We start from the raw sequence: 25,690 nt of genomic DNA, 5'->3' as shown, positions 1-25,690 counted from the left end.
TCCGCATATCTCTGACGTCTCGGAGTACTGGATCGCCCGATCAAGTCGGGCGATGACACCGGGTATGTTGCGCGGGCGTGCCCGATACTATTCGGCTACAGCCCCAGATATGCCTTCCGCACATCCGGATTGCCCTTGATCTCGCTGGCTGCGCCCTGCATCAGCACACGGCCGGTCTGCAGGATGTAGGCGCGGTCGGCGATCTCCAGGCATTCGGCCATGCGCTGCTCGACGATGAGGACGGTCATGCCGGAGTCACGGATGAGCTTCACCGCCTGGAAAATTTCGTCGACCAGCTTCGGCATGATGCCCTGCGAGGGCTCGTCCAGCATCAACAGCCGCGGACGCGTCATCAGCGCGCGGCCGATGGCGAGCATCTGCTGCTCGCCGCCGGAGAGCGTCTCGGCGCGCTGCTCCAGGCGCTCCTGAAGGCGCGGGAAGAGCTTGAAGACGAGATCGAGCGGCTCTTCGCGGTTCGCTTCGCCCCTGTAGAGATAGCTGCCGAGGCGAAGGTTGTCGCGCACCGACAGACGCGGAAACAAACGGCGGTTTTCCGGCACATAGGCGATGCCGGTGGCCGTGATGTGATGCTGCGCCATGCCGTCGAGGCGCTTGCCGTCGAACGTCACCGTGCCGGAACGCGGACGCTCGGCGCCGGCGATGGATTTCAGCAGCGTCGACTTGCCTGCGCCGTTGGCGCCGGCAACGCAGACGATCTCGCCCTTCTGGACCTCGATCGAGACCGCGGAGATGGCGACCAGCCCCTGATAGGCGGTGGTGACTTCACGCACCGACAGCATGACGATCTCCCAGATATGCCTTGATCACCTTGGGATCGCGCACGACGTCGGCGGGCTTGCCCTCGACCAGCACCTTGCCGAGGTCGAGCACGATGGCGCGGTCCACCAGCGGCATCACGATCTCCATGACGTGCTCCACCATCAGCACGGTGATACCGGCATCGCGCACCTTGCGCACCAGGGCAACGCCGGTCTGCGCCTCGGTCGGCGTCAGGCCGGTGAGGACTTCGTCGAGCAGCAGCAGCTTCGGCTCGGTCGCAAGCGCCCGCGCGACTTCGAGGCGGCGCTTCTCGGCCGGTACGAGGTCGCTGGCGAGCACGTCGGCGCGCGCGGCAAGGCCGGTGAACTCCAGCACCTCATGCGCCTTGCGGCGGGCCTCGCGCATCACGGTGTTGCGCACGAGTGCACCGACGATGACGTTGTCGATGACAGTCATGGTCTCGAAGCTCTTGACCACCTGGAAGGTGCGTCCTACCCCGCGCTGGCAGCGCATCGCCGCCGGCATGCGGGTGACGTCCTCGCCGTCGAACCAAATCGAGCCTTGCGTCGGCGGCAGCACGCCGGCGATCAGATTGAACAGCGTCGACTTGCCGGCGCCGTTCGGGCCGATCAGGCCGACGATCTCGCCGCGGCCGACCGAGATCGAGACGTCGCTGTTGGCGACGAGGCCGCCGAAGCGCTGCCAGACGCCGCGGGTTTCGAGCAGCGCGCTCATCGGGCAGCTCCCGTCTTCTTCGGGCGTGAAAACAGGCTCAGCAGGCCGCGCGGCAGGGCCAGCGAGATCAGAACGATCAGCGTGCCGTAGACAATGAGGTCGACACCCCGCCCCGAGCCGCCGAACTTGAAGCGCGTCAGCTCAGTCAGCGGGATCAGGATGGCCGCCCCTAACACCGGCCCCCACAGGGTGCCGATGCCGCCGAGCACGGCCGGTAGCGCCATCAGCAGCGAGAACTGAAAGCCCATGACGCTTTCCGGATCGATGTAGGAGACGAACTGGGCGTAGAAGCTGCCGCCCACGGCGACAAGGAAGGCGGAGACCGCGGCCGCACCCATCTTGGAATTGAACACGTCGACACCGAGGCTCTCGGCCGCCTCCGGGTTGTCCTTGACGGCACGCCACCAAAATCCCCACTTGGAGTTTTCCAGCCACCATGTCACGAACCAGGCGAGGCAGCACAGCGCCAGCGCGAAATAGAAGTAGGGCAGCTTGGTGCGCAGAAACTGGAATTTCAGCCAGCTGTCGCCGCGGATCGGAATGGTGATACCCATCGCGGCACCGGCCCATTCCCAGTTGTGGAACAAAAGCAAGCCGATCTCGGCGATGACGATGGTGGCAATCACGAAGTAATGGCCGCGCAGGCGGAAGAAGGGATAGCCGAGCCCCATCGCGATCAGCGCCGACACCACTCCGCCCGCCAGCATGCCGAACCAAGGCAGCACGCCGAACTTCGTGAACAGCAGCTCGGTGGTGTAGGCCCCGAGACCGAAATACAGCGCGTGGCCGAGCGAGATCTGCCCGCAATAGCCGGACAGGATATTCCAGCTCTGCGACAATCCCGCATACATCAGTGTCAGGATCAGGATGTTCTGGACGACGACGTCCTTCACGAACAACGGCGTCAGCGCGGCAATGGTAGCGAGCGCTGCGGCGATGATGAGGTTGCGGCGGCGCCGCGCTGCAAAATCCTTGTCCATCACATCGATCCGAACAGGCCGCGCGGCCGGATGAAGACGACCAGCAGATAGACCGAGTAGATGCCGACCGATTTCAGCGACGGCGGCAGCACCAGCGCGGTGACCGCTTCGACGAGACCGACGATGATGCCGCCGGCGAAGGCGCCGAACACGCTGCCGAATCCGCCGAGCGCCACCGTGACATAGGCGATCAGCGCAAAGGACGCGCCGACGTCGGGATAGATGTAGAAGAACACCGCCATGATCGCGCCGGCGAGACCAACCAGCGCGGCGCCGAGCCCCCAGCCGAATGCAAACACGCGGTTCTTGTCGATGCCGACAAGCGCGACTGCACCGGGATCCTCGCGGGTCGCTTCGATCGCGCGGCCGAAATCGGTTCGGTGGATGAAGAAGTAGAGACCTGCAAAAGCGCCGATCGAGACCAGCGCGCCGACCAGTTGCGGCTCCGGCAGAAAGATTCCGCCGACCGAGATGGTTTTGCCGCCGAGCCAGGATTGTGGGATGCTGCGATAGTCCGGCGTGAAGAAATACTGCGCAAGGCCGCGCATGACGATGGCGAGGCCGAAGGTGGTGAAGATCTGCACCATGCCGGCGTTGGCCTTGGCCCGCATGGCGAAACGTACAAGGAGCAGGTAGACGACCGCTCCGAATATGAAGAGTGCCGCGGCGACCAACGGGGCCGACAACAGCGGATCGATGGCGAAGAACGCGAACAGGAAGAAAGACAGATACATCGCGATCATCAGGAATTCGCCATGGGCGAAGTTCGTGACGTCCATCAGGCCGAAGATCAGCGCGAGGCCGACCGCGATCAATCCGTAGAGCAGGCCCATCAGGAGGCCGCTCGCGAGACTCTGGATAATGGCTTGGGCTGTCAACTCTGGTCCCCCGTTCGAAACGTCACGACAGGCTTCGTCATTGCGAGCGAAGCGAAGCAATCCAGGAATGTTTCGAAGGAAGCAGTCTGGATTGCTTCGTCGCTTCGCTCCTCGCAATGACGGTGGGAGCAGTTTGCTCCCACCCCGCCTGCTCCGCTGCCCTCCGCAGCTCTTACTTCATCGGCCAGATCGCCTCGGCGATCGCGGCCTGCGGCGGGAAGATGGTGACGAACTTGCCGCCGACATATTGCAGCAGCACCGGATCGGCGTCGTTGTTCTGGCCCATCTCGTCGAACTTGACGCGCTTCCAGGGCATGATGGTCTTTTCGCCCGGGATGTCGGTCGCGGCAAGCGCGTCGCGGATCTTCTCGCCGTCGGTCGACTTGGCGCGGCTGATGGCGTCGGCGAGGATGATCAGGCCCATGAACTGCCGCGAGGTGAGGTCGTTGAAATCCTTGCCGGACCTGGCCTTGAACATCTCGTTGATCTTGCCGACCATCGGCCGCTTCTGCGCAAGGTCGAGCGAGAAGGTGCCGCGCGAGATCACGCCTTCGAGCTTGTCGCCGACGGCATCGTAGAGCGCCTTCTCGGAGAAGCCGGCGTCCTGCGCCACGATCGCATTCGGCTTGTAGCCGAGCTCGGCCATGGTCTTGACCAGGAGGATGCCGTCGGTGGTGTAGCTCGACGGCATCAGCACGTCGGCATTGGCGGTCTTGAGCTGCTGCACCTCGGCAGAGAGCGAGGGCGAGTTGGCGCGATACTTGATGTCGGTGACGATCTTATAGGCGCGCTCGCCGGCGATCTTGGTCTGGGCATTGCCGGAATCGGTGCCGAAGATGGTGTCCTCGTGGAACAGCGACAGCGTCTCGATCTTGGTGCCCTTCTTCTTCATGGCGTCGAAGAAGTCGAACATCGCAGCCGAGTACATCTCGTCGTGCGGCGAGGCGCGGAAGTAATATTTCAGGCCGCGGCGGTGCAGGCTCGGCGAGGAATTGTCGGCGGACAGGAACGGGACCTGATAGCGCTCGCAGATCTGGCTGACGGTGACGGCCACCGCGCTCTGGTAAGTGCCGACGACGGCGCAGACCTTCTGCTGCGTGATCAGGCGCTCGGCCTCGGCGCGGCCCTTCTGCGGATCGGCCTGGTGGTCGGCGAACACGAGGCGGATCTTGGCGCCACCGAGGCCCGGCAGGCCTTCGCCCTTCGCCAGCGGCAGGTCGAAATCGCTGTCCTTGTTGATGACTTCGAGCGCGGTCTCATAGGCCTTCTGCGCGTCGACGCCCTGCTGCGCGCTGCCGCCGGAGAACGGATAGATCACGCCGATCACGACTTCCGAACTCTGTGCGCGCGCCGCCAGCGGCACGAGGGCGGCAGTGGCGGTGGCCCCCAACAACACGTCGCGGCGAGTGATCGTCATGGCAAAGTCCCCTGTTACTGAATTTCGGCTGATCGAATGAAGCGATTGGTGGATGCGGTAAAGCCTGAAGAAGCAGCAGACGCTGCCCACTAAATCACGGCCATGTTTCTGTTCTTGAGATCGGTCACCAGCATCAGGCCGGGCGAATGCGTGATTGCAAACGGCAGCTTCGCGGCGTTGATGACCGATTGCGGCGTCACCCCGCAGGCCCAGAACACCGGAATCTCGTCGTCGGCGACCGGCACCGGATCGCCGTAGTCGGGCTTGGCGATATCCTTGATGCCGATCAGATGCGGATGGCCGAGATGCACGGGCGCGCCGTGCACGGCCGGATAGCGCGAGGTGATCTGCACCGCGCGGATCGCATCGGCCGGCTTGAACGGACGCATCGACACCACCATGGGACCGGCGAACGGACCTGATACACCGCAGGCGATGTTGGTGCGGTACATCGGCACGCGCACGTTCTTCTCGATGTGGCGGATCGGCATGCCCTCCTCGAGCAACGCCTCCTCGAACGAGAACGAGCAGCCGAGCACGAAGGTGACGAGATCGTCGCGCCAGTAGCTCTTCACGTCGGTGGGCTCGTCCACGACCTCGCCGTCGCGCCAGACGCGGTAGCGCGGAACGTCGGTGCGGATGTCGAGATCGGCGCCGAGCGAGGGGATGTAAGGGCTGCCGACATCGGACATGCCGATGATCGGGCACGGCTTGGGATTGAGCTGGCAGAAGCGGTGGAACGCACCGGCATATTCCGCCGGCAGGATCGCCAGATTGCCCTGGACATATCCGGGGGCGGCGCCGGCGGTGGATGCGACCAGCCCCTCGCGGTAGGCGAGCCGGGCCTTGCGGCTCGGGAGGGCGTCTGGTGTTTCAGTTTGCTGCGCTGCCACCAAAACAGTCATGTGATCGACCTGCCTATAAACTCGACAAAGACAAGCCAACACCAAGCGTGCTATAAAGTCTAATCTTCGTTTCTAATCAATCTCGATAAATCTGATTTATCGATTGGGAAAATCCTTCCAATGCTGGACTTCAGGTCGATCGAGACATTCCTATGGGTCGTGAAGCTCGGCAGCTTTCGTGGCGCCGCGCAACGCCTCAACACCACCCAGCCGGCGATCTCCCAGCGCATCGCCCAGCTCGAGCGCGAGATGGGCGTGAAGCTCCTGAACCGCGACCATCGCATCGCCTCCCCGACCCCGAGCGGCCGGCAGATGATGGTCTACGCGGAGAAGCTGATCGGCCTGCGCGCTGCGATGATGGCGGAGATCGGCGATGCTTCCGCGATGCGCGGCGTGATGCGGCTCGGCGTCGCCGAGACCATCGTGCACACCTGGCTGCCGCGGCTCGTCAAGAGCGTCAACGAGGTCTATCCGAACCTGTCGCTGGAGATCGAGGTCGATATCACGCCGAACCTCACCGCGCGCCTTCTCGCACAGGAGATCGAGCTCGCCTTCGTGGTCGGACCGCTGTCCGCCTCCGGCGTGCACAACCGCGTGCTCGCCGATTATCCGATCGGCTTCCTCGCGAGTCCCTCGCTCGGGCTCGGCAAGGGCCCGGTGACGCCGGCGGACCTCGCGCGGTTTCCGATCATCACCTTCCCGCGCAAGACCAAGCCCTACGAGGTCGTGCGCGAGGTGTTCGACCGGCCGGAGCTGCCGCCGATCCGCCTGCATGCGTCCGCTTCGCTGGCGACCGTTATCCACATGGCGGTCGAGGGCCTTGGCATCGCCGTGATCCCCGACGCCATCGTCGAGAACGAGCTCGCCGACGGACGGCTGCAGCTGCTCGACACCGATCTTTCCATCGCGCCGCTGACCTTCACCGCGAGCTGGCTGGCCTCGCCCGATGTCGTCGCCGTGGAGCGCGTCGCCGAGCTTGCACGGCAAATTGCGCAGAGCAGCCTCGCGGTTGACGCGCCCGCACAGGCGCGTCATTGAAAAAGGCGCCGGACAAAAGAGAGAACCACCGCATGAGCCGAGCCGCGACCAACCTGCAAATCGATTCCGCCCGCCTGTGGGGCTCCATCCACGAGACCGCGCAATTCGGCGCGACGGCCAAAGGCGGCGTGCGGCGGCTGACGTTGAGCCGTGAAGACAAGCAGGTGCGCGATTGGTTCCGCAAGGCCTGCGAGGATGCCGGACTGGAAGTCCACGTCGACGCGCTCGGATCACAGTTCGGCCTGCGCAAGGGCCGCGATATGTCGAAGCTGCCCGTCGGCATCGGCTCGCACCTCGACACCCAGCCGACCGGCGGCAAGTATGACGGCATCCTGGGAACGCTCGGCGCGCTGGAGGTGATCCGCACGCTGAACGATGCCGGCATCGAGACCGAGGCGCCAATCTGCGTCGTGAACTGGACCAACGAGGAAGGCTCGCGCTTCGCACCTGCGATGATGGCTTCCGCCGCCTATGTCGGCGACTTCACCACCGACGACATTTTGTCGCGCAAGGACGCCGAGGGCACCACCGTCGGCCAGGCGCTCGACGGCATCGGCTATCGCGGCGACAAGCCGGTCGGCTTCCAGAAGCTCGGCTGCTTCGTCGAGCTGCACATCGAGCAGGGGCCGATCCTGGAAGCCGAAGGCAAGACCATCGGCGTGGTCGATTGCGGCCAGGGCGTGCTCTGGTACGACGGCAAGATCTCCGGCTTCGAGAGCCATGCGGGCTCCACGCCGATGCCGCTGCGGCGCGACGCGCTGGCGACCTTGTCCGAAATCGTGCTGGCGATGGAGTCGATTGCGAAGAAGCACGGACCGAACGCCGTCGGCACCATCGGCGAGGCCGTCATCGCCAATCCCTCGCGCAACGTCATTCCCGGCGAGATCGCCTTCACCATGGACTGCCGCAGTGCCGATGGCGCCATCATGGATGCGCTCGACCGCGATCTGCGGGCGGCAATCGCCGAGATCGCCGCGCGCCGCAAGGTCGAGGTCAAGATCGATCTGGTATGGCGCAAGCCGCCGACGCATTTCGATCCGAAGCTGATTGCTGCCGTCGAGAACGCCGCTAAGACGCTCGGCTATTCCTCGCGCCGCATCACCTCCGGCGCCGGCCACGACGCCTGCAACCTCAACACGATCATGCCGGCGGCGATGGTGTTCGTGCCCTGCAAGGACGGCATCAGCCACAACGAGCTGGAGGATGCGACGCAGGGCGACTGCGCCGCGGGCACCAACGTCCTCATGCATACCGTGCTGGCAGTCGCCGGCGTCGCATCCTGAGCGGAGAGAACCATGCGCGGAGTTTTCGTCGACGCCAATGAATCGCTGGCCGTGATCATGGAGCGGCTGGAGAAGCCTGGTGATCCCAAGGTGCGGATCAACAGGAATCCCGACATCACGCCCGAGCAATATCCTGATATTCTCGACGGCGCCGAGATCGCGATCGTCGACCACACCGCACTGCCGACCGAAGTCGCGAAGAAATGCACCGGGCTGAAGCACGTCGTGTTCCTCGGTACCGGCGCGCGCAGCTACATGAATCCGGAAGAGCTCGCCGAGCTCGGCATCTCCGTGCATCTGATCAAGGGCTACGGCGACACGGCGGTTGCGGAATCCGCGATCGCGCTGATGTGGGCGTCGGCCCGCGTCATTGCGATGATGGACCGCGAGATGCGCGCCGGGAACTGGCTGCGGGAGGACGGCATGCAGCTCACCGGCAAGACGCTCGGCCTGATCGGCTTCGGCGGCATCGCCGCGGAGGTCGCGCGCATCGCGTCCGGCAGCGGCATGAAGGTGATCGCCTGGAACCGTTCGCCGAAGAGCTATCCGGGGGTCGAATTTACCGATCTCGACAGCGTGCTGGCGAGAAGCGACGTGGTGTCGCTGCACCTGCTGCTCAACGACGAGACGCGCGGCATGATCACGCGCGAGAAGATCCTTGCTATGAAACGCGGCGTCATTCTCATCAACACCGCCCGCGCCGCTGTTGTCGACGAGGCCGCCATGATCGAGGCGCTGAAGTCCGGCCATATCCGCCACGCCGGCCTTGATGTCTTCAACATCGAGCCGCTGCCCGGCGATCATCCGCTGACGAAGCTGCCGAACGTGACGTTGTCGGCGCATTCGGCCTTCCGCACACCGGAGGCGAGCGAGAACCTGATTGAAGCGGCGTTGGTCCATTGCCGCCGGATCGTGAAGGGATAAGAGCAACAACAATGGCCGACTATCGCATCATCAAGGCAGAGTCGCTCACCAAGGCCATCCATGCCATCGTCAGGGCCGGCGGCTCCTCGGACCGCGAGGCCGAGCTCGTGGCCACCAATCTCGTCGAAGCCAATCTGAAGGGACACGACTCGCACGGCGTCGGCATGATTCCGCGCTACGTCCAGAGCGTCACCAATGGCGGCCTCGCCGTGAATTCGCACGTCAAGATCGTGCTCGACACCGGCCCGCTTCTCACCCTCGACGGCCTCACCGGCTACGGCCAGGTGATCGGCCATGAAGCGATGGAGCTCGCGGCCGAGCGCGCAAAGAAGAACGGTGTTTGCCTTGTCGGCCTCTCAAATTCGCATCACATCGGCCGCATCGGCCACTGGGCCGAGCAGTGCATCGACCACGGGCTGGTCTCGATCCACTTCGTCAACGTGATCTCGCGCCCGATCGTGGCGCCCTGGGGCGGCAGCGACGCACGCCACGGCACCAATCCGTTCTGCGTCGGCATCCCGCGCGCCGGCAAGGATCCGATCGTGCTCGACTTCGCCACCAGCAGGATCGCGCAGGGCAAGACCCGTGTTGCCCATAACAAGGGCGTCGAGCTCGAGGTCGGCACCATCATTGATCACGAGGGCAAGCCCACGATCAATCCGCGCTACACCGTGATTCCGCCCTACGGTGCCATCCTCCCGTTCGGCGAGCACAAGGGCTCGGGCCTTGCGCTGGTGTGCGAGATCCTCGGCGGCGCGCTCTCCGGCGGCCAGGTGGTCAAGGGCTCGTCCGACGGCAAGTACAACGTCCTTAACGGCATGCTCTCGATCGTCATCGATCCGGGCAAGCTCGGCACCGGCGAGAACCTTGCACGCGAAGTTGAGAGCTTCGTGAGCTGGCACACCGGCTCGCCGCCTGCCCCCGGCATCGACAAGGTCAGAATCGCGGGCGAGCCGGAGCGCGAGATCAAGAAGAAACGTCTTGCCGAGGGCATCCCGGTCGACCCAACCACCTGGCAGGAGATCCTGGATGCCGGGAAGAAGTTCGGGCTGGAACAGACGGCCATCGAGAAGATCGCGAGCTGATCGGAGCGAGGCGCGTTCCTCGGCGTCGCCTCGCGCCTCATGACCAATCGCGCAAGCGAGACTGGACGGTGGCGAAGATATCGACGTGCTCGCGGCACGGGTTTGAACCGTCCCGCATGACCTTGCGACAATGCGGATATCCGATTGCATCCGCCCGAGGTTCGCATGCTCTCCCGTCTCGCAAAATTCGTGTCCGGCTCAAACCTTCCGTCGCCCGGATCCGATCTCTACCGTCAACGGCTCGCCATCTACGAGAGCGAGCTTGGCGAGCCCGAGCGCACATTCACTGATAACGCAGAGCGCCGCATCGACATCCACGCCTTCGGCCGCGATTTCGTCCCGGTCTGCCAGGAGGGCTCCGACGAAGGCTATGTCCTTCTCACCAACGGGATGAGCGAGCAACGGATGCACGGCGTCCCCGGCGACGCGAAGCCCCGGGCCGAGCTGATGTGGTACGTCCGCGAGCCGACGCAGGACGTTTGCGCCAATCTGCGCTGGCTGGCCAATCTGCCGTTCATCGACACGACCTGGTTCGGCTTCGGCCATCGCGTCGCGCTTCCGTGGCCGCCGGTTGCAGGAACGGACTTCCAGACGTTCCTGTTGCTCACACCGATCATCGGCCCCGACAAGGAGATCGCCGAGGCGCTGGAGATTGCGGGCGATCCGGTGGAGATCCTGACCGTGAACCTGATCTCGCATCAGGAGCTCGGGCTGATCAAGTCCAGGGGGCTCGATCCGTTTCTCGATCTGCTCGACGAGAACGACTATCCGCCGATCTTCGATCCGGCGCGGAGGTCGTATGTGTAAGGCGTAGGCCAAAGCACTGCTGCCGTTCCCTTCTCCCCTTGTGGGAGAAGGTGGCACGAAGCGCCGGATGAGGGGTTCTCTCGGCGAACCATTTTTGCGACTGATAGGTCTGCCTCTGCGGAAACAGACCCCTCACCCGTCTTCGATGCTTCGCATCGAAGCCACCCTCTCCCACAAGGGGAGAGGGTGAAGCGGCGAACTAATCCACCATATCCGCAACCGCCTTGCCGCACGCCGTCGTGTCGGCATTGCCGCCGAGATCCTTGGTGCGCAGCGTGCGTTCGGCGAGCGTGCGCTCGATCGCCTCGACGATCGACTTGCCGGCTTCCTTCTCCCCGAGATGCTCGAACATCATCGCGCCGGACCAGATCATGCCGATCGGGTTGGCGATGCCCTGGCCTGCGATGTCGGGCGCCGAGCCGTGCACCGGTTCGAACACGGATGGGAAATCGCCCTCCGGGTTGATGTTGCCGGACGGAGCGATGCCGATGGTGCCGGTGCAGGCCGGGCCGAGATCGGAGAGGATGTCGCCGAACAGGTTGGAGCCGACCACGACGTCGAACCAGTCCGGATGCAGCACGAAGTTCGCGGTGAGAATGTCGATGTGGTACTTGTCCCACTTCACGCCTGGAAACTTCTTGGCCATCGCCTCCACGCGCTCGTCCCAATAGGGCATGGTGATCGAGATGCCGTTGGACTTGGTCGCCGAGGTCAGGTGCTTCTTGGGCCGCGACTGCGCGAGCTCGAAGGCGAATTTCAGGATGCGGTCGACGCCGGTACGGGTCATCACCGTCTGCTGCGTCACGAACTCGCGGTCGGTGTCCGGGAACATGCGGCCGCCGACCGAGGAATATTCGCCTTCGGTGTTCTCGCGCACCACCCAGAAATCGATATCGCCGGGCTTGCGCCCCGCCAGCGGCGACGGCACGCCGGGCATCAACCGCACCGGGCGCAGGTTGACGTACTGGTCGAACTCGCGGCGGAACTTGATCAGCGAGCCCCACAGCGAGACGTGGTCCGGGATCTTGGCCGGCCAGCCGACCGCACCGAAATAGATCGCATCGTGCTTGCCGATCTTCTCCTTCCAGTCGTCGGGCATCATCTGGCCGTGCTTCTCGTAATAGTCGTAAGAGGAGAAGTCGAAATGGTCGAAATGCAGCGAGACGTTGTGCTTCTTCGCCGCCGCCTCTAAAACGCGCAGGCCCTCCGGCATCACCTCCTTGCCGATGCCATCGCCGGGAATGACCGCGATCCGGTATTGTTTCTTGCTCATCGAGAACGTCCTTGGTTGGTCCGGCAGTCGCCGCCTTCTGACTGCACTGCAATGGACCAAACGCGGCGGCAGTGCAACGCTGCACTGCAATGTTGACCATGGCGCGGCCAAGCGCCTACTGATGTGATCCTGTTCCCACGAACGAGTACCCCATGGATCTGCATCTGCGCGGCAAGCGCGTCCTGATCACCGGCGCGTCCAAGGGCATTGGCGCAGCCGCCGCCGAGGCCTTCGCCGAGGAAGGCGCGCATCTCCTCCTCGCGGCGCGTAGCGGCGATCAGCTCAAGGCGCTGGCCGACCGCTTGCGCGCCGCGCACCAGATCGACGCCACAACGAGCATCGTCGATCTGCGCAAGGAGGAGGACGTGGCCCGGCTGGCGAAGGAAGCCGCCGACATCGACGTGCTCGTCAACAATGCCGGCGACATCCCGGGCGGCTCGATCGGCAAGATCGACGAGGCGACCTGGCGGCACGCCTGGGAACTGAAGGTGTTCGGCTATATCAACCTGACTCGCTACATCTACGCCCAGATGAAAGCCAGGGGCGGCGGCGTCATCGTCAACGACATCGGCGCGGCCGGCGAGAAGTTCGACGCCAACTACATCTGCGGCAGCGCCGGCAATGCCGCGCTGATGGCGTTCACACGGGCGCTCGGCGGCAAGAGCCTGGGCGACAACATCCGCGTGGTCGGCATCAATCCCGGCCCCGTCGGCACCGACCGCCACGTCACCCTGCTCAAGACGCGGGCCAAGCACCAGTTCGGCGACGAGAGCCGCTACAAGGAATTCCAGAAGAGCCTGCCGCTCGGTCGTCCCGCGCATGCGCGCGAGATCGGCGACCTCATGGCGTTCCTGGCGTCGGATCGCGCCGGCTATACGTCGGGCGTGATCTACACCGTCGACGGCGGCATCAGCGCCGGGTGGGGTTAACTCTATTCTCGTCATTGCGAGCGCAGCGAAGCAATCCAGGAATCTTGCCGCAGTGACAGTCTGGATTGCTTCGCTGCGCTCGCAATGACGACACAACAAGCACGGGAGTAAGATAGTTGTCTCAAGACCTGATCCGCGAAACCGCCTGCACCGTCATCGACAAGCTGCGCTCCGGCGACGTCTCGCCGCTCGAGCTCTTGGACGTGCTGGAGAAGCGCATCAAGGAGGTCGACGGCAAGGTCAACGCGCTGCCGACGCTGTGCTTCGATCGCGCGCGGGAGAGTGCGAAGACACTGATGCAGAAGCCGGCCGGTGCGCGCGGGCTGCTCGCCGGGCTGCCGGTGCCGATCAAGGATCTGACCGACGTTGCGGGTGTGTTGAATACGCAGGGCTCGCCGATCTTCAAGGACAACATTCCCGCGAAGTCCGACCTCATGGTCGAGAACCTCGAGGCCAACGGCGCGGTCGTCTACGCCAAGTCGAACACGCCGGAATTCGGCGCCGGCGCCAACACCTTCAACGAGGTGTTCGGCGCGACGCTCAATCCCTGGGACACGACGAAATCGGCCGCGGGCTCCTCCGGCGGCGCGGCGGTGGCGCTGGCAACCGGCATGGCCTGGCTCGCCCAAGGCTCCGACATGGGCGGATCCTTGCGCAGCCCCGCGGCCTTCTGCGGCGTCGTCGGCATGCGGCCTAGCATCGGCCGCGTCGCGCATACCCCAAAGTCCGGCATCGATCGCAATCTCGGCGTGGTCGGCCCGATGGCGCGCAACGTCGAGGATCTCGCGCTGCTGCTGGATGCCATGAGCGGCGACTATGCCGACGATCCGCTGTCGCTGCCGGCTCCCGCAACCTCGTTCCTGTCGGCGGCCCAGGCGGGCAAGCGGCCGAGGCGCATCGCCTATTCGCCCGATCTCGGCATCACCCCGGTCGATCCCGAAGTGAAGGCGATCACACGAAAGGCCGCCGAACGTTTCGCCGAAGCCGGCGCCATCGTCGAGGAGGCGCATCCGGACTGGCGCGAGGCGCATGAATGCTTCCACGTGCTGCGCGCCTTCGACTTTGCGATCACCAAGGCCAATCTGTTGCGCACCAAGCGCGACCTGCTCAAGCCCGAGGTGATCTGGAACATCGAGGAGGGTCTGAAGCTCACAGTCGAGCAGCTCGCGCGCGCCGAGGCGCAGCGCGTCGGCATGACGGCGCGGGCAGTCGAGTTCTTCAAGAGCTACGATCTGTTGCTGACGCCGACCACGATCGTTCCGCCCTTCCCGATCGAGCATCGCTATGTCGCCGAATGCGCCGGCAAGAGGTTCGAAAACTACGTCGAGTGGCTCGGCATCGTCTACGCCATCACGCTGGCCTGCTGCCCGTCTCTCTCCCTGCCCTGCGGCTTCACGGCCTCGGGCCTGCCGGTCGGCGTGCAGGTGGTCGGCGCGCCGCGCGCCGATGCGCAGGTGATTGCCGGAGCGAAGGTGCTGGAGGACATTCTGGGCCTGCGCGGCACGACGCCGATCGATCCGAAGGTGAAGGACTAGCCTCACTCCCGTGTCCCGGACAAGGGGCAGCGCGCCAGCGCTGCGTCGCAGAGCCGGGACACGAGACCTCACCTCCCGCTGGCCGCCTCCAGGCTGGGACGGTTGCTCGGTTCGCTATTTGGCGATCGGGCAGGAGCCGGGATTGGCGCAGCGAGGAGGCGTCGATCGCGTGGTGCCGGTCGCCTCCTCGGAGCTCGGGCCCACCGCCCCGTTCAGAATGACCGAGACACGCCATCGATATGTTGTTTGCGGCGTCAGACCGGAATCCCCAAAGCTCGCGCCTGTCACGTCGCCAACCGATTGGAACGCACCATCGGGTCCCGCACGCGAAACCCGGTAGGTTGTTCCGTCGTCTCCTGGAGACCAGGCCAGGTCAGCGCCGCTATCCGACGTATCGATCACCGTGAGCGACTGCGGCGCCGATAGCGAGGGCGCGGTCGCGCCGGCGGGCGCCGCGGCAGCGGCCGTGAGCGCATCCAGCATCGCCTTGATCGCCTTGATTTGCGATCCGGACTTCGTCACGTAGCTATCCTGATGGTTGACGTAACTCCACCAATCCCAACAGGCCTGCGGATTGCTTGGCCAGTATGGGCTGGTCTTGGTCTGCGGATAGAGAATGATCAGGCGGTTCGTGTCCGCCCACTCATTGTAGCCGGCCTCATCCACGAATCTGCGTCCGATATCGGCGACGTCCTGCTTGCATCCGTGGAGCGCAACATGGACGCGACACGGACTGCCCTGCTCGCAATCCCTGGGTACGAACACATAGCCGGTATCGCCCATGCTCAACGCGTCGGGCAGATGCGGCGTGGTATAGATCGATTGATCAAAGCTCTTCACCGAACCTGCAAGCTGCGCGGCATTGGGCGGATTCAGGCGGCCGTAAATATGCTGCAGGATGACGCCGGCCTGGTCATAGCCGCATTGGTCGATAAAGGGCGCCGTGTTGGCCTTGCACTCGTTGAGCCCGGGTGCGCCCTGCTTCGCCACGACGAACGAGTGGCCCGCGCCGAGCGTGGCCTGATAGAACAAGTTGCCGCGATTAGCATCCCCCAGATAATGGCGATAGAAATCGGCGGCCGCATCGGTCGCGGCCTTGTCGACGATCGCGTCATTGTAGCCGTGAAAGAGATAGATCTTCTGCCTGCCTACATTGCTGAGAGGGTCGATCTCGCCCGCTGCGGCCTTCGCGTCGGCCTTTGCCGTAAAATCCTTCGGATTCAGATCCGACGCCGGCCCTTTCATGCATGCACCCGTGGCCCGCCGGATCGGCCCCCAGTACCAGGTGACGGCGTCGAACGCGTCCGCCTTTGCGCACCAGTAAGGGCCGCCCGCGACCACACCGACGCCCTTGATCACCGACGACCATGCCGTGCCGAACTGAACGGCCATGAACGCGCCCGACGAAATTCCAGAAATCGAACTCTCACCGATCGGCGCGCGATAGCGCCGCAACCCCTCCGCGGCGCACGATGACACGCCGAGAGCGGTTGTGAAGATCAGGACGCAAATCTGGGCGGCGGTGAATTGCCGCAAAACGGCCACGCGCATGACAGCCTCGCCAAGTCGCCCGCAGGAGCAACCTCTGGTATTAGAGATCAAGATCGGAAATCGGCGCAAGCGCAAACAAGCGGCACCAAACGAGAAACCGTCACTTCGGCGTTGTCGGCGCCTCCAGGCTCCGGCTGTAGCGCGACATCGCGAAACAGAAGACGAAGTAGATCGCGGCCACGAAGATGTAGACCTCGACCGAAAACTGCTGCCAGGCGGGATCGATGATCGCGGTCTTCGCCGTCGTCAGCAGGTCGAAGATGCCGATGATCAGCACCAGGCTGGTGTCCTTGAAGAAGGCGATGAAGGTGTTGACCAGCGGCGGGATGACGTGGCGGATAGCCTGCGGCAGGATGATCAGCCGGTGCTTGCGCCAGTAGGACAGGCCGAGCGCGTCGGCGGCTTCGTATTGCCCGCGCGGCACGGCCTGAAGCCCGCCGCGGATCACTTCGGCGAGGTAAGCACCGGCGAACAGGATGATCGCGATCTGTGCGCGCAGCAGCTTGTCGATGTTGAATCCGGCCGGCATGAATAGCGGAAACATCACGCTCGCCATGAACAGCAGGCTCACCAGCGGCACGCCGCGGATCAGCTCGACATAGAGCACGCTGAGCGAGCGGATCGCCGGCAGCTTCGAGCGCCGCCCGAGCGCGACCAGGATACCGAGCGGAAAGCCGACAGCGAGGCCGAACGTCGCCAGGATCAGCGTCACGGGCAAGCCGCCCCAGCGGTCCTGCGAGACGAAGGACAGGCCGAGCACGCCGCCCCACATCAGCACGCTGATCAGCGCCAGTGCACCGATCCAGAGATAGACCAGCTCGCGCCGCCACAGCGCGCGGCGGGTCGAGAGGTAGTACAGTGCGATGAACAGCACAACCGACAGTGCCGGCCGCCACTGCTCGTCGAACGGATAGGTGCCGAACAGGATGAAGCGATACTTCTCGGGGACAATGGCCCAGCAGGCGCCGAGGCCACGCGCGGCGCGACAGGCGCTGGAATCGTTGGTGGGCGTCAGCCAGACCGCATTGGCGATGCCCCATTGCACGAAGCTGAAAATGCCCTTGGCGAGCAGCACCAGCAGCAGGATGCTGATGATCCCATTCGGGATCGAGGAGAACAGGTTCTTGCGCAGCCAGTGCAGCACCGGATTGCCCAGCTGCGGTCGGCGAGCGGCCCGGGGTGCATCGGGGATGTCCGTGATCGCGGTCATGATCAGCGCTCCACCAGCGCGATGCGCGCATTGTACCAGTTCATGAAGAAGCTGATCGAAAGGCTGATGGTCAGGAACACCGCCATGATCAGCGCGATGGCTTCGATGGCCTGTCCGGTCTGATTCAGCGTTGTGTTGGCGATCGAGACCACGTCCTGGTAGCCGATCGCGACCGCGAGCGAGGAGTTCTTGGTCAGGTTGAGATACTGGCTCGTCATCGGCGGCACGATGACGCGCAGCGCCTGCGGCAGGATGATCTGCCGCAGCATGAAGCTGCGACGCAGGCCGAGTGCGTTGGCGGCATCCCATTGCCCGCGTGGCACCGACTGGATGCCGCTGCGCACGATCTCGGCGATGAAGGCGGAGGTGTAGGTCACCAGTGCGATCAGCAGCGCGAAATATTCCGGCGCGAGCGTCAGCCCGCCGACGAAATTGAAGCCGCGCAGCTGCGGCCACTCGACCGTCCAGGACACGCCGAGCACCAGCGAGACCGCCGCCGGCACCACGACGATGAGGCCGAGCGCAGACGGCAAGGCCGGCCGCGGCTTGCCGTCGCGCATCTGCTGTGCGACCAACCAGCGACGGAAGAGGAAGAACACCGCACAGCCCAGCACCGCGGTGCCGAGCACCGTGAGCTGCGGCGGACCGAACGGGATCGCAGGCAGGATCAGGCCGCGATTGGACAGGAATATGCCCTCGACGGGCCGCCAGGCGGCACGTGCAGCCGGCAGCGCCTGCATCAGCACGTACCAGAACAGCAGCTGGAGCAGCAGCGGGATGTCGCGGAGCGTTTCGACGTAGACCGCGGCAAGCCGCGACAGCAACCAATTGGCCGACACCCTGGAGATCCCGATCAGGGTGCCCAGGATTGTTGCGAGCACGATGCCGATCACGGCGACTCGCAAGGTGTTGGCGACGCCGACGACGAAGGCCCAGAGGTAGGTATCCCCAGGATTGTAGGCGAGCAGGTTGTCGGCAATCGGCATACCTGCCTCACGGCCGAGAAAGGCGAAGCCGGTCGTGATGCGGCGGGCCGACAGATTGGTGACGGTGTTGGACCAGAGGAAGGCGATCACTGCGATCGCGATGCCGACCACCAGGACCTGCCAGAACAGGCCCTTCAATTGGTTGCGGCCGAGCACGAAGCGGCGGCGCGGCGGCGGCCTGGGATGATCGGCGGTCACAGCACAAAAATCCTTCGTCGAATGCAGCGATTTCCGGCGACGCACGTCAAATGTTGCACCGAACCCAGATTCATGCAACAAATGTTTCATGGCCGAGCCCGCGAAATCCTCGCCTTTGAGCGAACTGCGCATCGCATTGCCGTCGCTCCCCCTGCGCTTACAGGAGGTCGGCCGTTTCGTCGCCGCCAACGACTACGATGCCACCACCCGCTCGATGCGCGATCTCGCAGCGGAAGCCGGTGCCGATCCCGCCGCGTTCACGCGGCTTGCGAAAGCGATCGGCTATTCCGGATGGGACGAGCTGCGTGCGGCGCTGACCGAGGCGCGGCGGCCGTCCCAGACCGCGCCCTTCTCCGGCCGCACAAGAGGCCGCCGTCACGGGCCGAACGCCGATGTTACGCTCATCCTCGACAAGCTCGAGGCCGAGGCCGCCGGCCTTCCGCGCATCCCGGCACAGCCGATCGCGGAAGCGGCGCGCGCGCTGCACGAGTCCAAGCGGATCTGGATCGCGGGCTATCGCAGCTGCCGCAGCGTCGCGGAGCTCCTGAACTACGAGCTGCGCCTGTTCCGGCCCGAGCAAGTGCAGCTCGTCGGCACGTCCGGGCCCGACGACCTCGATCTCGGCGCGTTCCGTCCCGGCGAAGCCGTCATCGTCATCGGCTTCCTGCCTTACACGCATGCGAGCGTCCGCGTCGCTCAGGCCGCGCATCGCAGCGGCGCGACGCTGATCGCGATTGCGGATAGCCTGTCGGCACCGATGGCCGAAGGCGCCGACCATGTGCTGCTGTTCGAGGCAGCCTCCTCGCCCGGCTTTTTCCCCAGTCTCACGGGCGCGATCGCGATCGCGCAGTCGCTCGCGGCGGTCACATTCTCGCTCGGCGGCGCCGCCGCGAAGAAGCGGCTGGAAAACACCGAGGCGCGGCTCACTGCTGCCTCCACCTACGTCCCGGAGAAAGGTTGACCCATGAGCACTCGCACCAGCCGCGTGCTGCATCGCTCGCTGCGCGAAACCCCGCCAAAGGCGATCGGCGGCGAGGGCGTTTATCTCTTCGCCGAGGACGGAGGTCGCATCATCGATGCCTCCGGCGGGGCGGCGGTCTCCTGCCTCGGCCACCAGCATCCGCGCGTGATCGCGGCGATGGCCAAGCAGGCGTCCACCCTCGCCTATGCGCATACGGCTTTCTTCTCCTCCGAGCCGGCGGAAGCACTTGCTGAAACACTGGTCGGACACGAGCCCGGCGGGCTCGCCTACGCTTATTTCGTCAGCGGCGGATCGGAGGCGATCGAAGCCAGCATCAAGCTGGCGCGGCAATATTTCATCGAGCGCGGCGAGCCGCAGCGGCAGCACTTCATCGCGCGGCGGCAGAGCTATCACGGCAACACGCTCGGCGCGCTCGCCGCCGGCGGCAATGCCTGGCGTCGCGCGCCCTATGCGCCGCTGCTCTCGACCGCTTTCAACCACGTCACGCCGGCGTTCGCCTATCGCGAGAAGCGCGAGGGCGAGTCGGACGCGCGGTTCGTCGCGCGCCTCGCCGCCGAGCTCGAAGCCGAGTTCCAGCGGCTCGGCCCCGACACCGTCGCCGCCTTCCTCGCCGAGCCCGTCGTCGGCGCCACCGCCGGCGCCGTGACCGCCCCGGACGGCTACTTCAAAGCGATGCGCGAGATCTGCGACCGTCACGGTGCGCTGCTCATTCTCGACGAGGTCATGTGCGGCATGGGCCGCACCGGCACGATGCATGCGTGGGAGCAAGAAGGTGTCGCCCCCGACATCCAGGCGATCGCAAAGGGGCTCGGCGGCGGCTATCAGCCGATCGGTGCGATGCTGGCAAGCGGCAAGATCATCGACACCATCCGCGCAGGCTCGGGCGCGTTCCAGCACGGCCACACTTATCTGGCGCATCCCCTCGCCTGCGCTGCGGCGCTCGCGGTGCAGGATGTGATCCGCGAGGATGGCCTGCTCGACCGCGTGAAGGAGCGCGGCAAGCAGCTCGAGCAGCGCCTGACCGAACGCTTCGGCAATCATCGCCATGTCGGCGACATCAGGGGCCGCGGCCTGTTCTGGGCGATCGAGCTGGTCGCCGATCGCGCTGCCCGCACCTCGTTCGATCCGGCCCTCAAGCTGCACCAGAAGATCAAGGCGGAGGCCTTTGCCGGTGGCCTCGGCTGCTATCCCAGCGGTGGTACCGTCGATGGCGTGCGCGGCGACCACGTGCTGCTGGCACCGCCCTATATCGCCTCGGCGGACGAAATCGACCTGATCGTCGACAAGCTGGGCACGGCCGTCGACAGCGTGTTGCGTAGTGTCAATCAGTGAGGGGAGAGTAGTATGAGGAAAGTGGTTATCGCAGCGGGCCTGCTCGCGGCATCGACGATGATCGCAGCGGCAGCGACGCTCGATACGGTGAAGAGCCGCGGCACGCTGGTTTGCGGCGTCAGTGCCGGTTTTGCCGGCTTCTCGGCGCCGGACTCGCAAGGCAATTACAGGGGTCTCGACGTCGATTATTGCCGCGCGCTGGCGGCCGGCGTGCTCGGCGATCCTACCAAGGTGCGCTACGTCTCGCTGACGGCTCAGAACCGCTTCACCGCCCTGCAATCGGGCGAGATCGACGTGCTCTATCGCAACTCGACGCAGACCTATTTGCGCGGCGCGACGCTGGGCCTGCGGCAGGGTCCGATCAACTTCTACGACGGCCAGGGTTTTGTCGTGAAGAAGGACCTCGGCGTCAAGGAGCTGAAGGACCTCAAGGGCGCCACCGTCTGCGTCGCGCAGGGCACCACGCACGAGGTCACGCTCGGCGATTACGGCCGCGCCAACGGCATCGACTGGAAGCCCCTGGTGTTCGACCGCGTCGACACAATGTACCAGACCTTCTTCGGCGGCCGCTGCGATGCGATGACCCAGGACGCTTCGGCCCTCGCCGGCGCGGTGACCACGGCCGCGCCGAACGCAACCGACTACATTGTGCTGCCGCAGACCATCAGCAAGGAGCCGCTCGGACCCTTCACCCGCAACGGCGACGAGGTCTGGAGCGATATCATCACCTGGCTGCATTACGGCCTGATCGAGGCCGAGGAGCTCGGCGTCACGCAAGCCAATGTCGAGGAGATGACGAAGTCGCAAACGCCTGCGATCCAGCGGCTGCTGGGGGCCAGCGGCGACCTCGGCTCGCGGCTCGGGCTCGACAACAAATGGCTGGTCAAGGCGATCAAGGCCGGCGGCAATTACGGCGAGATTTTCGAGCGCAATGTCGGCAAGGCCAGCCCGCTCAAGCTCGATCGCGGCCTCAACGGCCTCTGGAGCAAAGGCGGCTTGATGTACGCCATTCCGTTCAAGTAAGGGAGTTCACCTCTCCCCGCTTGCGGGGAGAGGTCGGATTGCGCAGCAATCCGGGTGAGGGGGAGTTTCCGCGCGTCCAACTCTCACCTTTTTGTGCCGAGAGAGCCCCTCACCCCCGACCCTCTCCCCGTAAGAACGGGGAGAGGGAGAAGAAGCATCGAGCCCCCCATGCGCATCGCCCTTATCCACGCCCTCAAGCATTCCATCGCCCCGATCGAGGCAGCGTTTGCGCAGGCGTGGCCCGAGGCGCGGCTGATGAACCTACTTGACGACAGTCTCTCGGCGGATCTCGCCCGCGACGGGCAACTCAACGATGCCATGACGGAACGGTTCCTCGCGCTCGGCGACTATGCAGCGGCGACGGGAGCGGATGGAATCCTGTTCACCTGCTCCGCCTTCGGCCCGTGCATCGAGGCCGTCGCGCGCGCGCATGCGCCGATGCCGGTGCTGAAGCCGAACGAGGCCATGATCGACAGGGCGGTGACCATGGGCCGGCGCATCGGCCTGCTCTCGACCTTTCCGCCGACGCTGGCGTCGATGCCGCCCGAGTTTCCCGCCTCCGTCGAGGTGGTGCCGAAGCTCGCCGACGGCGCGCTGGCCGCGCTCGACCGCGGCGACCGCGCCACGCATGACCGGCTGATCGCGGAGGCCTCACGGAGCTTGCGCGATTGCGACGTCATCGCGCTGGCGCAATTCAGCATCGCCGCGACGGCGCCGCTGGTCGCGGAGGCCACCGGCCGCCCCGTCGTGACCACGACGGACAGCGCGGTCGAAAAGCTGATGAAGCTGCTGAAGGCGAAGGGTTAAGCGCCGGCCTTGGTCCGACGTCGCGCATCCTTGATCGCGACCGCAAGCGCAGCCTTCGTCTCGTTGACGAAATCCTCGACCAGCTCCTCGCGCGTGGCATGCGCCGCCTCGCCCGTGAACAGGCCCTGCTCGGCCAGCATCACCACGCCGTGCAGCGCCGCCCAGATCTTGAGCGCCTGCCGTTCGCGCAAATAGCCCACGGCGGGCGCTTCCAGAGCTTCGATGACGAGCGCAAAGGTCTCCCGCGTTGCCTCGTGCAGCTCGCTGCCCTTGGCCGCGCAGGACACCGTGCGCGAGGCGAACATCAGGCGGTAGATGCCATTCCGGCGCAAGCCGAAATCGAGCGTCGCCTGTGCGAGCCGCGAGAGCTTCGATTGCTGCGACGGCTTTGCCATCGCATCACGCAAGAGCGCCGAGAGCTGCCGGAATGCTTGCGCGGTGACGGCGGCGAGCAGCGCCTCGCGGTCGGCAAAATGCCGGTATGGCGCCGGCTGCGAGACCCCGAGCTTCTTGGCAAGCGCCTTGATGCTGATCGCCTCCGCGCCGCCCCGCTCCGCCTCTTGCAGCGCGGCCTCGATCAGCGCATCGCGAAGATCGCCATGGTGGTAGGTCTTCGCGGGCTTGCGGGCTGGTCGTGAACGCATGTCGGGGCGAAGCCTACAAGTTCCCGCTTGACAAGGGAAGCCCGCCGCGAATGTAATAGTATATAACTTAAATAGAACCGAGATGAGGAAACGCGCCGCCTTCGGGCCCTCGCGCGCACACGACCAAGGAAGCCGAGAATGGCAGAGCGACTGAAGGTTCACGTCGATCCCGACAAATGCCAGGGCCATGCCCGCTGCAAGGCGCTCGCGCCGGAGCTTTTCGAGCTCGACGAATACGGCAACGCGCACGAAGCTGGTGACGGCACCGTCCCTCCGGGACTTGAGGACAAGGCCTGGCTTGCGAAATCCAACTGCCCGGAAATCGCAATCGATGTGATCGAGGAATAGTGCGGCCGTTGCCGCCCCGCTGCGTTCAGCGAATACGAGCCAAGGGATTCCCTGCCATGTCCGACGTCGACCAGCCTGTCGCCCATCCGCCCGTCACCGACTGGGTTCATGATTTCGACCACACCGATCCGCAATGGACCGAGGACCCGTTCCCGATCTGGGACGAGCTGCGAGCCGTAAGCCCCGTGGTGCACACGAAACGCTTCCTCGGCTGCTATTTGCCGACGACCTATGAGGCCGTGCGCGAGATCGCCAACGACACCGAGCACTTCTCCTCCCGCCGCATCATCGTCCGCGACGTACGGCCGGAAATCACCAGCAGGAACGCAGCCCCGCCGATCACCTCCGATCCGCCCGAGCACAAGCCGGCCAAGCAATTGCTGCTGCCGCCGTTCACCCCGGACGCGATGAAGAAGCTCGAGCCGCGCGTCCGCGCCATCTGCAACGAGCTGATCGACGACTTCATCGCCGAGCAGAGGGTAGACGCTGCGGCGCGCTACACCAAGCACATCCCGGTTCGGGCGATCGCGCACATGCTCGGTATTCCCGAGAGCGACAGCGACCTTTTCATCAATTGGATCCACATGATCCTCGAGCTCGGCATCAAGGACGAGAGCAAGCTGCTCCAGGCCGTGCAGGAGATGACGGCCTATTTCGGCGGCCACATCGAAGCGCGCAAGAGCAAGCCCACCGACGACCTGATCTCCTACCTGATGAACGCCAGGGACAAGAACGGCAATCCGCTCGAGGACACCCATGTGATGGGCTCGCTGCGCCTGCTGCTGATCGCCGGCATCGACACCACCTGGAGCGCGATCGGCTCCTCGCTCTGGCATCTTGCGAAGACGCCGGCCGACCGCGAGCGGCTAATCGCCGAGCCCGGACTGATTCCAACCGCCGTGGAGGAGCTGCTGCGCGCCTATTCGCCGGTGACGATGGCGCGCGAGGTAGTCAAGGAGACCACGGTGTCCGGCTGTCCGGTCAAGCCGGGCAACATGGTGCTGCTGTCGTTCCCGGCAGCCAACCGCGACCCCACGATGTTTCCGGACGCTGACAAAGTCGTGATCGACCGGCGCGAGAATCGTCACGCGGCCTTCGGCCTCGGCATCCACCGCTGCGTCGGTTCCAACCTCGCGCGCATGGAAATGCAGGTGGCGCTGGAGGAATGGCTGAAGCGGATTCCCGACTTCCGGCTCGATCCGGCAGGCACTGTGACTTGGTCGCAAGGAACGGTGCGCGGCCCCCGCCAGTTGCCATTTTTGCTCGGAAAGGCGATGTAAGGCCTTCCCAAAGGAAGCGGACAGGCCTTTCATGGCGGGCGCGACACCAAGCACGCCTCCGCCATGCATCGCCACGAGCACAGGCCATGACCGACGAGACGCCATCCGACAGCAAGCTGACGCGCACCAAGGAGAAGTGGGCGCGCGAGGGCCGCTTTCTCACCGGCAAGATGACACGCCCGGAGGATCAAAGGCTTCCGCCCGGGCAGCACCTCACCAAGGACTGGCCGGTACTCGATCTCGGGGTCACGCCGCCGGTCTCGCGCGAGCGCTGGCGGCTCGACGTCTATGGCGCGGTCGAGAGCCCCGTGTTCTGGACCTTTGCCGAATTCGCCGCGCAGAAGCAGTCCCGATTCACCTCGGACATCCATTGCGTCACGACCTGGTCGCGCTATGACAATGAGTGGGAAGGGCTCGCCACGCGTGAGCTGCTGGCGGCCTGCCAGCCGCGCGAGGATGCCCGCTTCGTCGTGCTGCATTCCTATGACGGTTACACCACCAATCTCGCGTTGGAGGATTTTGCCGCCGAGGACGCGCTGCTCGCCCACAGCTGGTCCGGCCAGCCGCTGACGGAGGAGCATGGCGGCCCGGTGCGGCTGGTGGTGCCGCACCTCTATTTCTGGAAGAGCGCGAAATGGCTCCAGGCCATCGAATTCCTGACCGAGGACGCGCCGGGCTTCTGGGAAGGCCGCGGCTATCATAATCGCGGTGATCCCTGGGCCGAGCAGCGCTATTCGGGCGATTAGGTTCGAGCAAGACG

At 64.9% G+C, this 25,690-nt stretch carries 25 protein-coding genes; 14 read left to right on the top strand and 11 right to left on the bottom strand.

Translation table 11 applies throughout. From position 1 onward, the window contains the following. Positions 1–95 precede the first annotated feature (95 nt). From I6F09_RS12095 to I6F09_RS12070, 6 genes are all read right to left on the bottom strand, one after another. Entirely contained in the window at positions 96–800 is a 705-nt protein-coding gene (locus tag I6F09_RS12095; RefSeq protein WP_036004938.1) for an ABC transporter ATP-binding protein, read from the bottom strand. Continuing rightward, positions 784–1,515, bottom strand: coding sequence for an ABC transporter ATP-binding protein (locus I6F09_RS12090; RefSeq protein ID WP_225114877.1), 732 nt, complete (start codon positions 1,513–1,515; stop codon positions 784–786). The genes I6F09_RS12095 and I6F09_RS12090 overlap by 17 nt, the downstream gene beginning before the upstream one ends. After that, positions 1,512–2,495, bottom strand: coding sequence for a branched-chain amino acid ABC transporter permease (locus I6F09_RS12085; protein WP_057027087.1), 984 nt, complete (start codon positions 2,493–2,495; stop codon positions 1,512–1,514). The genes I6F09_RS12090 and I6F09_RS12085 overlap by 4 nt, the downstream gene beginning before the upstream one ends. Next, a complete protein-coding gene (locus I6F09_RS12080; RefSeq protein ID WP_225188136.1) occupies positions 2,495–3,373 on the bottom strand; it encodes a branched-chain amino acid ABC transporter permease in 879 nt (292 codons plus the stop codon). The genes I6F09_RS12085 and I6F09_RS12080 overlap by 1 nt, the downstream gene beginning before the upstream one ends. Before the next feature lie 172 nt (positions 3,374–3,545). Beyond that, a complete protein-coding gene (locus I6F09_RS12075) occupies positions 3,546–4,790 on the bottom strand; it encodes an ABC transporter substrate-binding protein (RefSeq protein ID WP_225188135.1) in 1,245 nt (414 codons plus the stop codon). Between the two features lie 89 nt (positions 4,791–4,879). Further along, positions 4,880–5,695, bottom strand: coding sequence for a putative hydro-lyase (locus tag I6F09_RS12070; protein WP_057027085.1), 816 nt, complete (start codon positions 5,693–5,695; stop codon positions 4,880–4,882). 120 nt (positions 5,696–5,815) lie between these two features. Between I6F09_RS12070 and I6F09_RS12065 the strand changes: the two genes are divergently transcribed. The 5 genes from I6F09_RS12065 to I6F09_RS12045 all read left to right on the top strand — a co-directional run bounded on the left by I6F09_RS12065 (position 5,816) and on the right by I6F09_RS12045 (position 10,832). Further along, a complete protein-coding gene (locus I6F09_RS12065; RefSeq protein ID WP_036004923.1) occupies positions 5,816–6,733 on the top strand; it encodes a LysR family transcriptional regulator in 918 nt (305 codons plus the stop codon). Between the two features lie 32 nt (positions 6,734–6,765). After that, the gene (locus I6F09_RS12060) at positions 6,766–8,016 is read left to right on the top strand and encodes a Zn-dependent hydrolase (RefSeq protein WP_225188134.1); all 1,251 of its coding nucleotides are present in this window, start codon (positions 6,766–6,768) and stop codon (positions 8,014–8,016) included. Positions 8,017–8,028: 12 nt separating this feature from the next. Beyond that, positions 8,029–8,940, top strand: a complete 912-nt coding sequence (locus I6F09_RS12055; RefSeq protein ID WP_225139555.1) for an NAD(P)-dependent oxidoreductase — start codon at positions 8,029–8,031, stop codon at positions 8,938–8,940. An 11-nt stretch (positions 8,941–8,951) separates the two neighbouring features. After that, positions 8,952–10,025: a malate/lactate/ureidoglycolate dehydrogenase gene (locus I6F09_RS12050; protein ID WP_225174844.1), complete on the top strand. Its 1,074-nt coding sequence runs from the start codon at positions 8,952–8,954 to the stop codon at positions 10,023–10,025. Positions 10,026–10,190: 165 nt separating this feature from the next. Next, a complete protein-coding gene (locus tag I6F09_RS12045; protein ID WP_225188133.1) occupies positions 10,191–10,832 on the top strand; it encodes a suppressor of fused domain protein in 642 nt (213 codons plus the stop codon). 199 nt (positions 10,833–11,031) lie between these two features. Here I6F09_RS12045 and I6F09_RS12040 read toward each other — a convergent pair whose 3' ends face one another. Further along, a complete protein-coding gene (locus I6F09_RS12040; RefSeq protein WP_036004872.1) occupies positions 11,032–12,105 on the bottom strand; it encodes a tartrate dehydrogenase in 1,074 nt (357 codons plus the stop codon). A gap of 152 nt (positions 12,106–12,257) precedes the next feature. Between I6F09_RS12040 and I6F09_RS12035 the strand changes: the two genes are divergently transcribed. After that, a complete protein-coding gene (locus I6F09_RS12035) occupies positions 12,258–13,034 on the top strand; it encodes an SDR family oxidoreductase (protein ID WP_036025720.1) in 777 nt (258 codons plus the stop codon). A 116-nt stretch (positions 13,035–13,150) separates the two neighbouring features. Beyond that, positions 13,151–14,569 (top strand): amidase family protein, encoded by a 1,419-nt coding sequence (locus tag I6F09_RS12030; RefSeq protein ID WP_036004868.1) that lies wholly within the window; start codon positions 13,151–13,153, stop codon positions 14,567–14,569. Between the two features lie 114 nt (positions 14,570–14,683). Here I6F09_RS12030 and I6F09_RS12025 read toward each other — a convergent pair whose 3' ends face one another. The 3 genes from I6F09_RS12025 to I6F09_RS12015 form a co-directional block, all read right to left on the bottom strand. Further along, positions 14,684–16,120: a hypothetical protein gene (locus I6F09_RS12025; protein WP_225188132.1), complete on the bottom strand. Its 1,437-nt coding sequence runs from the start codon at positions 16,118–16,120 to the stop codon at positions 14,684–14,686. A 100-nt stretch (positions 16,121–16,220) separates the two neighbouring features. Next, positions 16,221–17,330 carry an amino acid ABC transporter permease gene (locus I6F09_RS12020; protein ID WP_225188131.1) on the bottom strand — a complete coding sequence of 370 codons (1,110 nt, stop codon included), beginning with the start codon at positions 17,328–17,330 and terminating at the stop codon, positions 16,221–16,223. A gap of 2 nt (positions 17,331–17,332) precedes the next feature. Continuing rightward, positions 17,333–18,514, bottom strand: coding sequence for an ABC transporter permease subunit (locus I6F09_RS12015; protein WP_225188130.1), 1,182 nt, complete (start codon positions 18,512–18,514; stop codon positions 17,333–17,335). 88 nt (positions 18,515–18,602) lie between these two features. Here I6F09_RS12015 and I6F09_RS12010 point away from each other — a divergent pair, with 88 nt between their 5' ends. The 4 genes from I6F09_RS12010 to I6F09_RS11995 all read left to right on the top strand — a co-directional run bounded on the left by I6F09_RS12010 (position 18,603) and on the right by I6F09_RS11995 (position 22,658). Beyond that, the gene (locus tag I6F09_RS12010) at positions 18,603–19,475 is read left to right on the top strand and encodes a MurR/RpiR family transcriptional regulator (protein WP_225134094.1); all 873 of its coding nucleotides are present in this window, start codon (positions 18,603–18,605) and stop codon (positions 19,473–19,475) included. 3 nt (positions 19,476–19,478) lie between these two features. Continuing rightward, complete coding sequence (locus tag I6F09_RS12005) at positions 19,479–20,828, top strand: aspartate aminotransferase family protein (RefSeq protein ID WP_225188129.1); 1,350 nt, start codon at positions 19,479–19,481, stop codon at positions 20,826–20,828. A gap of 12 nt (positions 20,829–20,840) precedes the next feature. Then, entirely contained in the window at positions 20,841–21,851 is a 1,011-nt protein-coding gene (locus tag I6F09_RS12000) for an amino acid ABC transporter substrate-binding protein (protein ID WP_225188128.1), read from the top strand. A 168-nt stretch (positions 21,852–22,019) separates the two neighbouring features. Continuing rightward, positions 22,020–22,658 (top strand): aspartate/glutamate racemase family protein, encoded by a 639-nt coding sequence (locus tag I6F09_RS11995; protein WP_225188127.1) that lies wholly within the window; start codon positions 22,020–22,022, stop codon positions 22,656–22,658. Here the strand turns inward: I6F09_RS11995 and I6F09_RS11990 are convergent. Continuing rightward, positions 22,655–23,302, bottom strand: coding sequence for a TetR/AcrR family transcriptional regulator (locus I6F09_RS11990; protein WP_036025733.1), 648 nt, complete (start codon positions 23,300–23,302; stop codon positions 22,655–22,657). The two genes, I6F09_RS11995 and I6F09_RS11990, sit on opposite strands and share 4 nt — an antisense overlap. Before the next feature lie 138 nt (positions 23,303–23,440). On the opposite strand from I6F09_RS11990, the gene I6F09_RS11985 reads away from it, so the two are divergent. The 3 genes from I6F09_RS11985 to I6F09_RS11975 all read left to right on the top strand — a co-directional run bounded on the left by I6F09_RS11985 (position 23,441) and on the right by I6F09_RS11975 (position 25,676). Further along, positions 23,441–23,650, top strand: a complete 210-nt coding sequence (locus I6F09_RS11985; protein ID WP_018648108.1) for a ferredoxin — start codon at positions 23,441–23,443, stop codon at positions 23,648–23,650. 56 nt (positions 23,651–23,706) lie between these two features. Beyond that, positions 23,707–24,930, top strand: coding sequence for a cytochrome P450 (locus tag I6F09_RS11980; RefSeq protein WP_036025735.1), 1,224 nt, complete (start codon positions 23,707–23,709; stop codon positions 24,928–24,930). A gap of 86 nt (positions 24,931–25,016) precedes the next feature. After that, a complete protein-coding gene (locus I6F09_RS11975; RefSeq protein ID WP_225188126.1) occupies positions 25,017–25,676 on the top strand; it encodes a sulfite oxidase-like oxidoreductase in 660 nt (219 codons plus the stop codon). The last annotated feature ends 14 nt before the right edge of the window (positions 25,677–25,690 follow it).

This window comes from Bradyrhizobium sp. IC3195 (genome assembly GCF_020193585.1).
Taxonomy (GTDB): domain Bacteria; phylum Pseudomonadota; class Alphaproteobacteria; order Rhizobiales; family Xanthobacteraceae; genus Bradyrhizobium; species Bradyrhizobium yuanmingense.
This window is presented reverse-complemented; position numbering and strand designations above follow the sequence as displayed.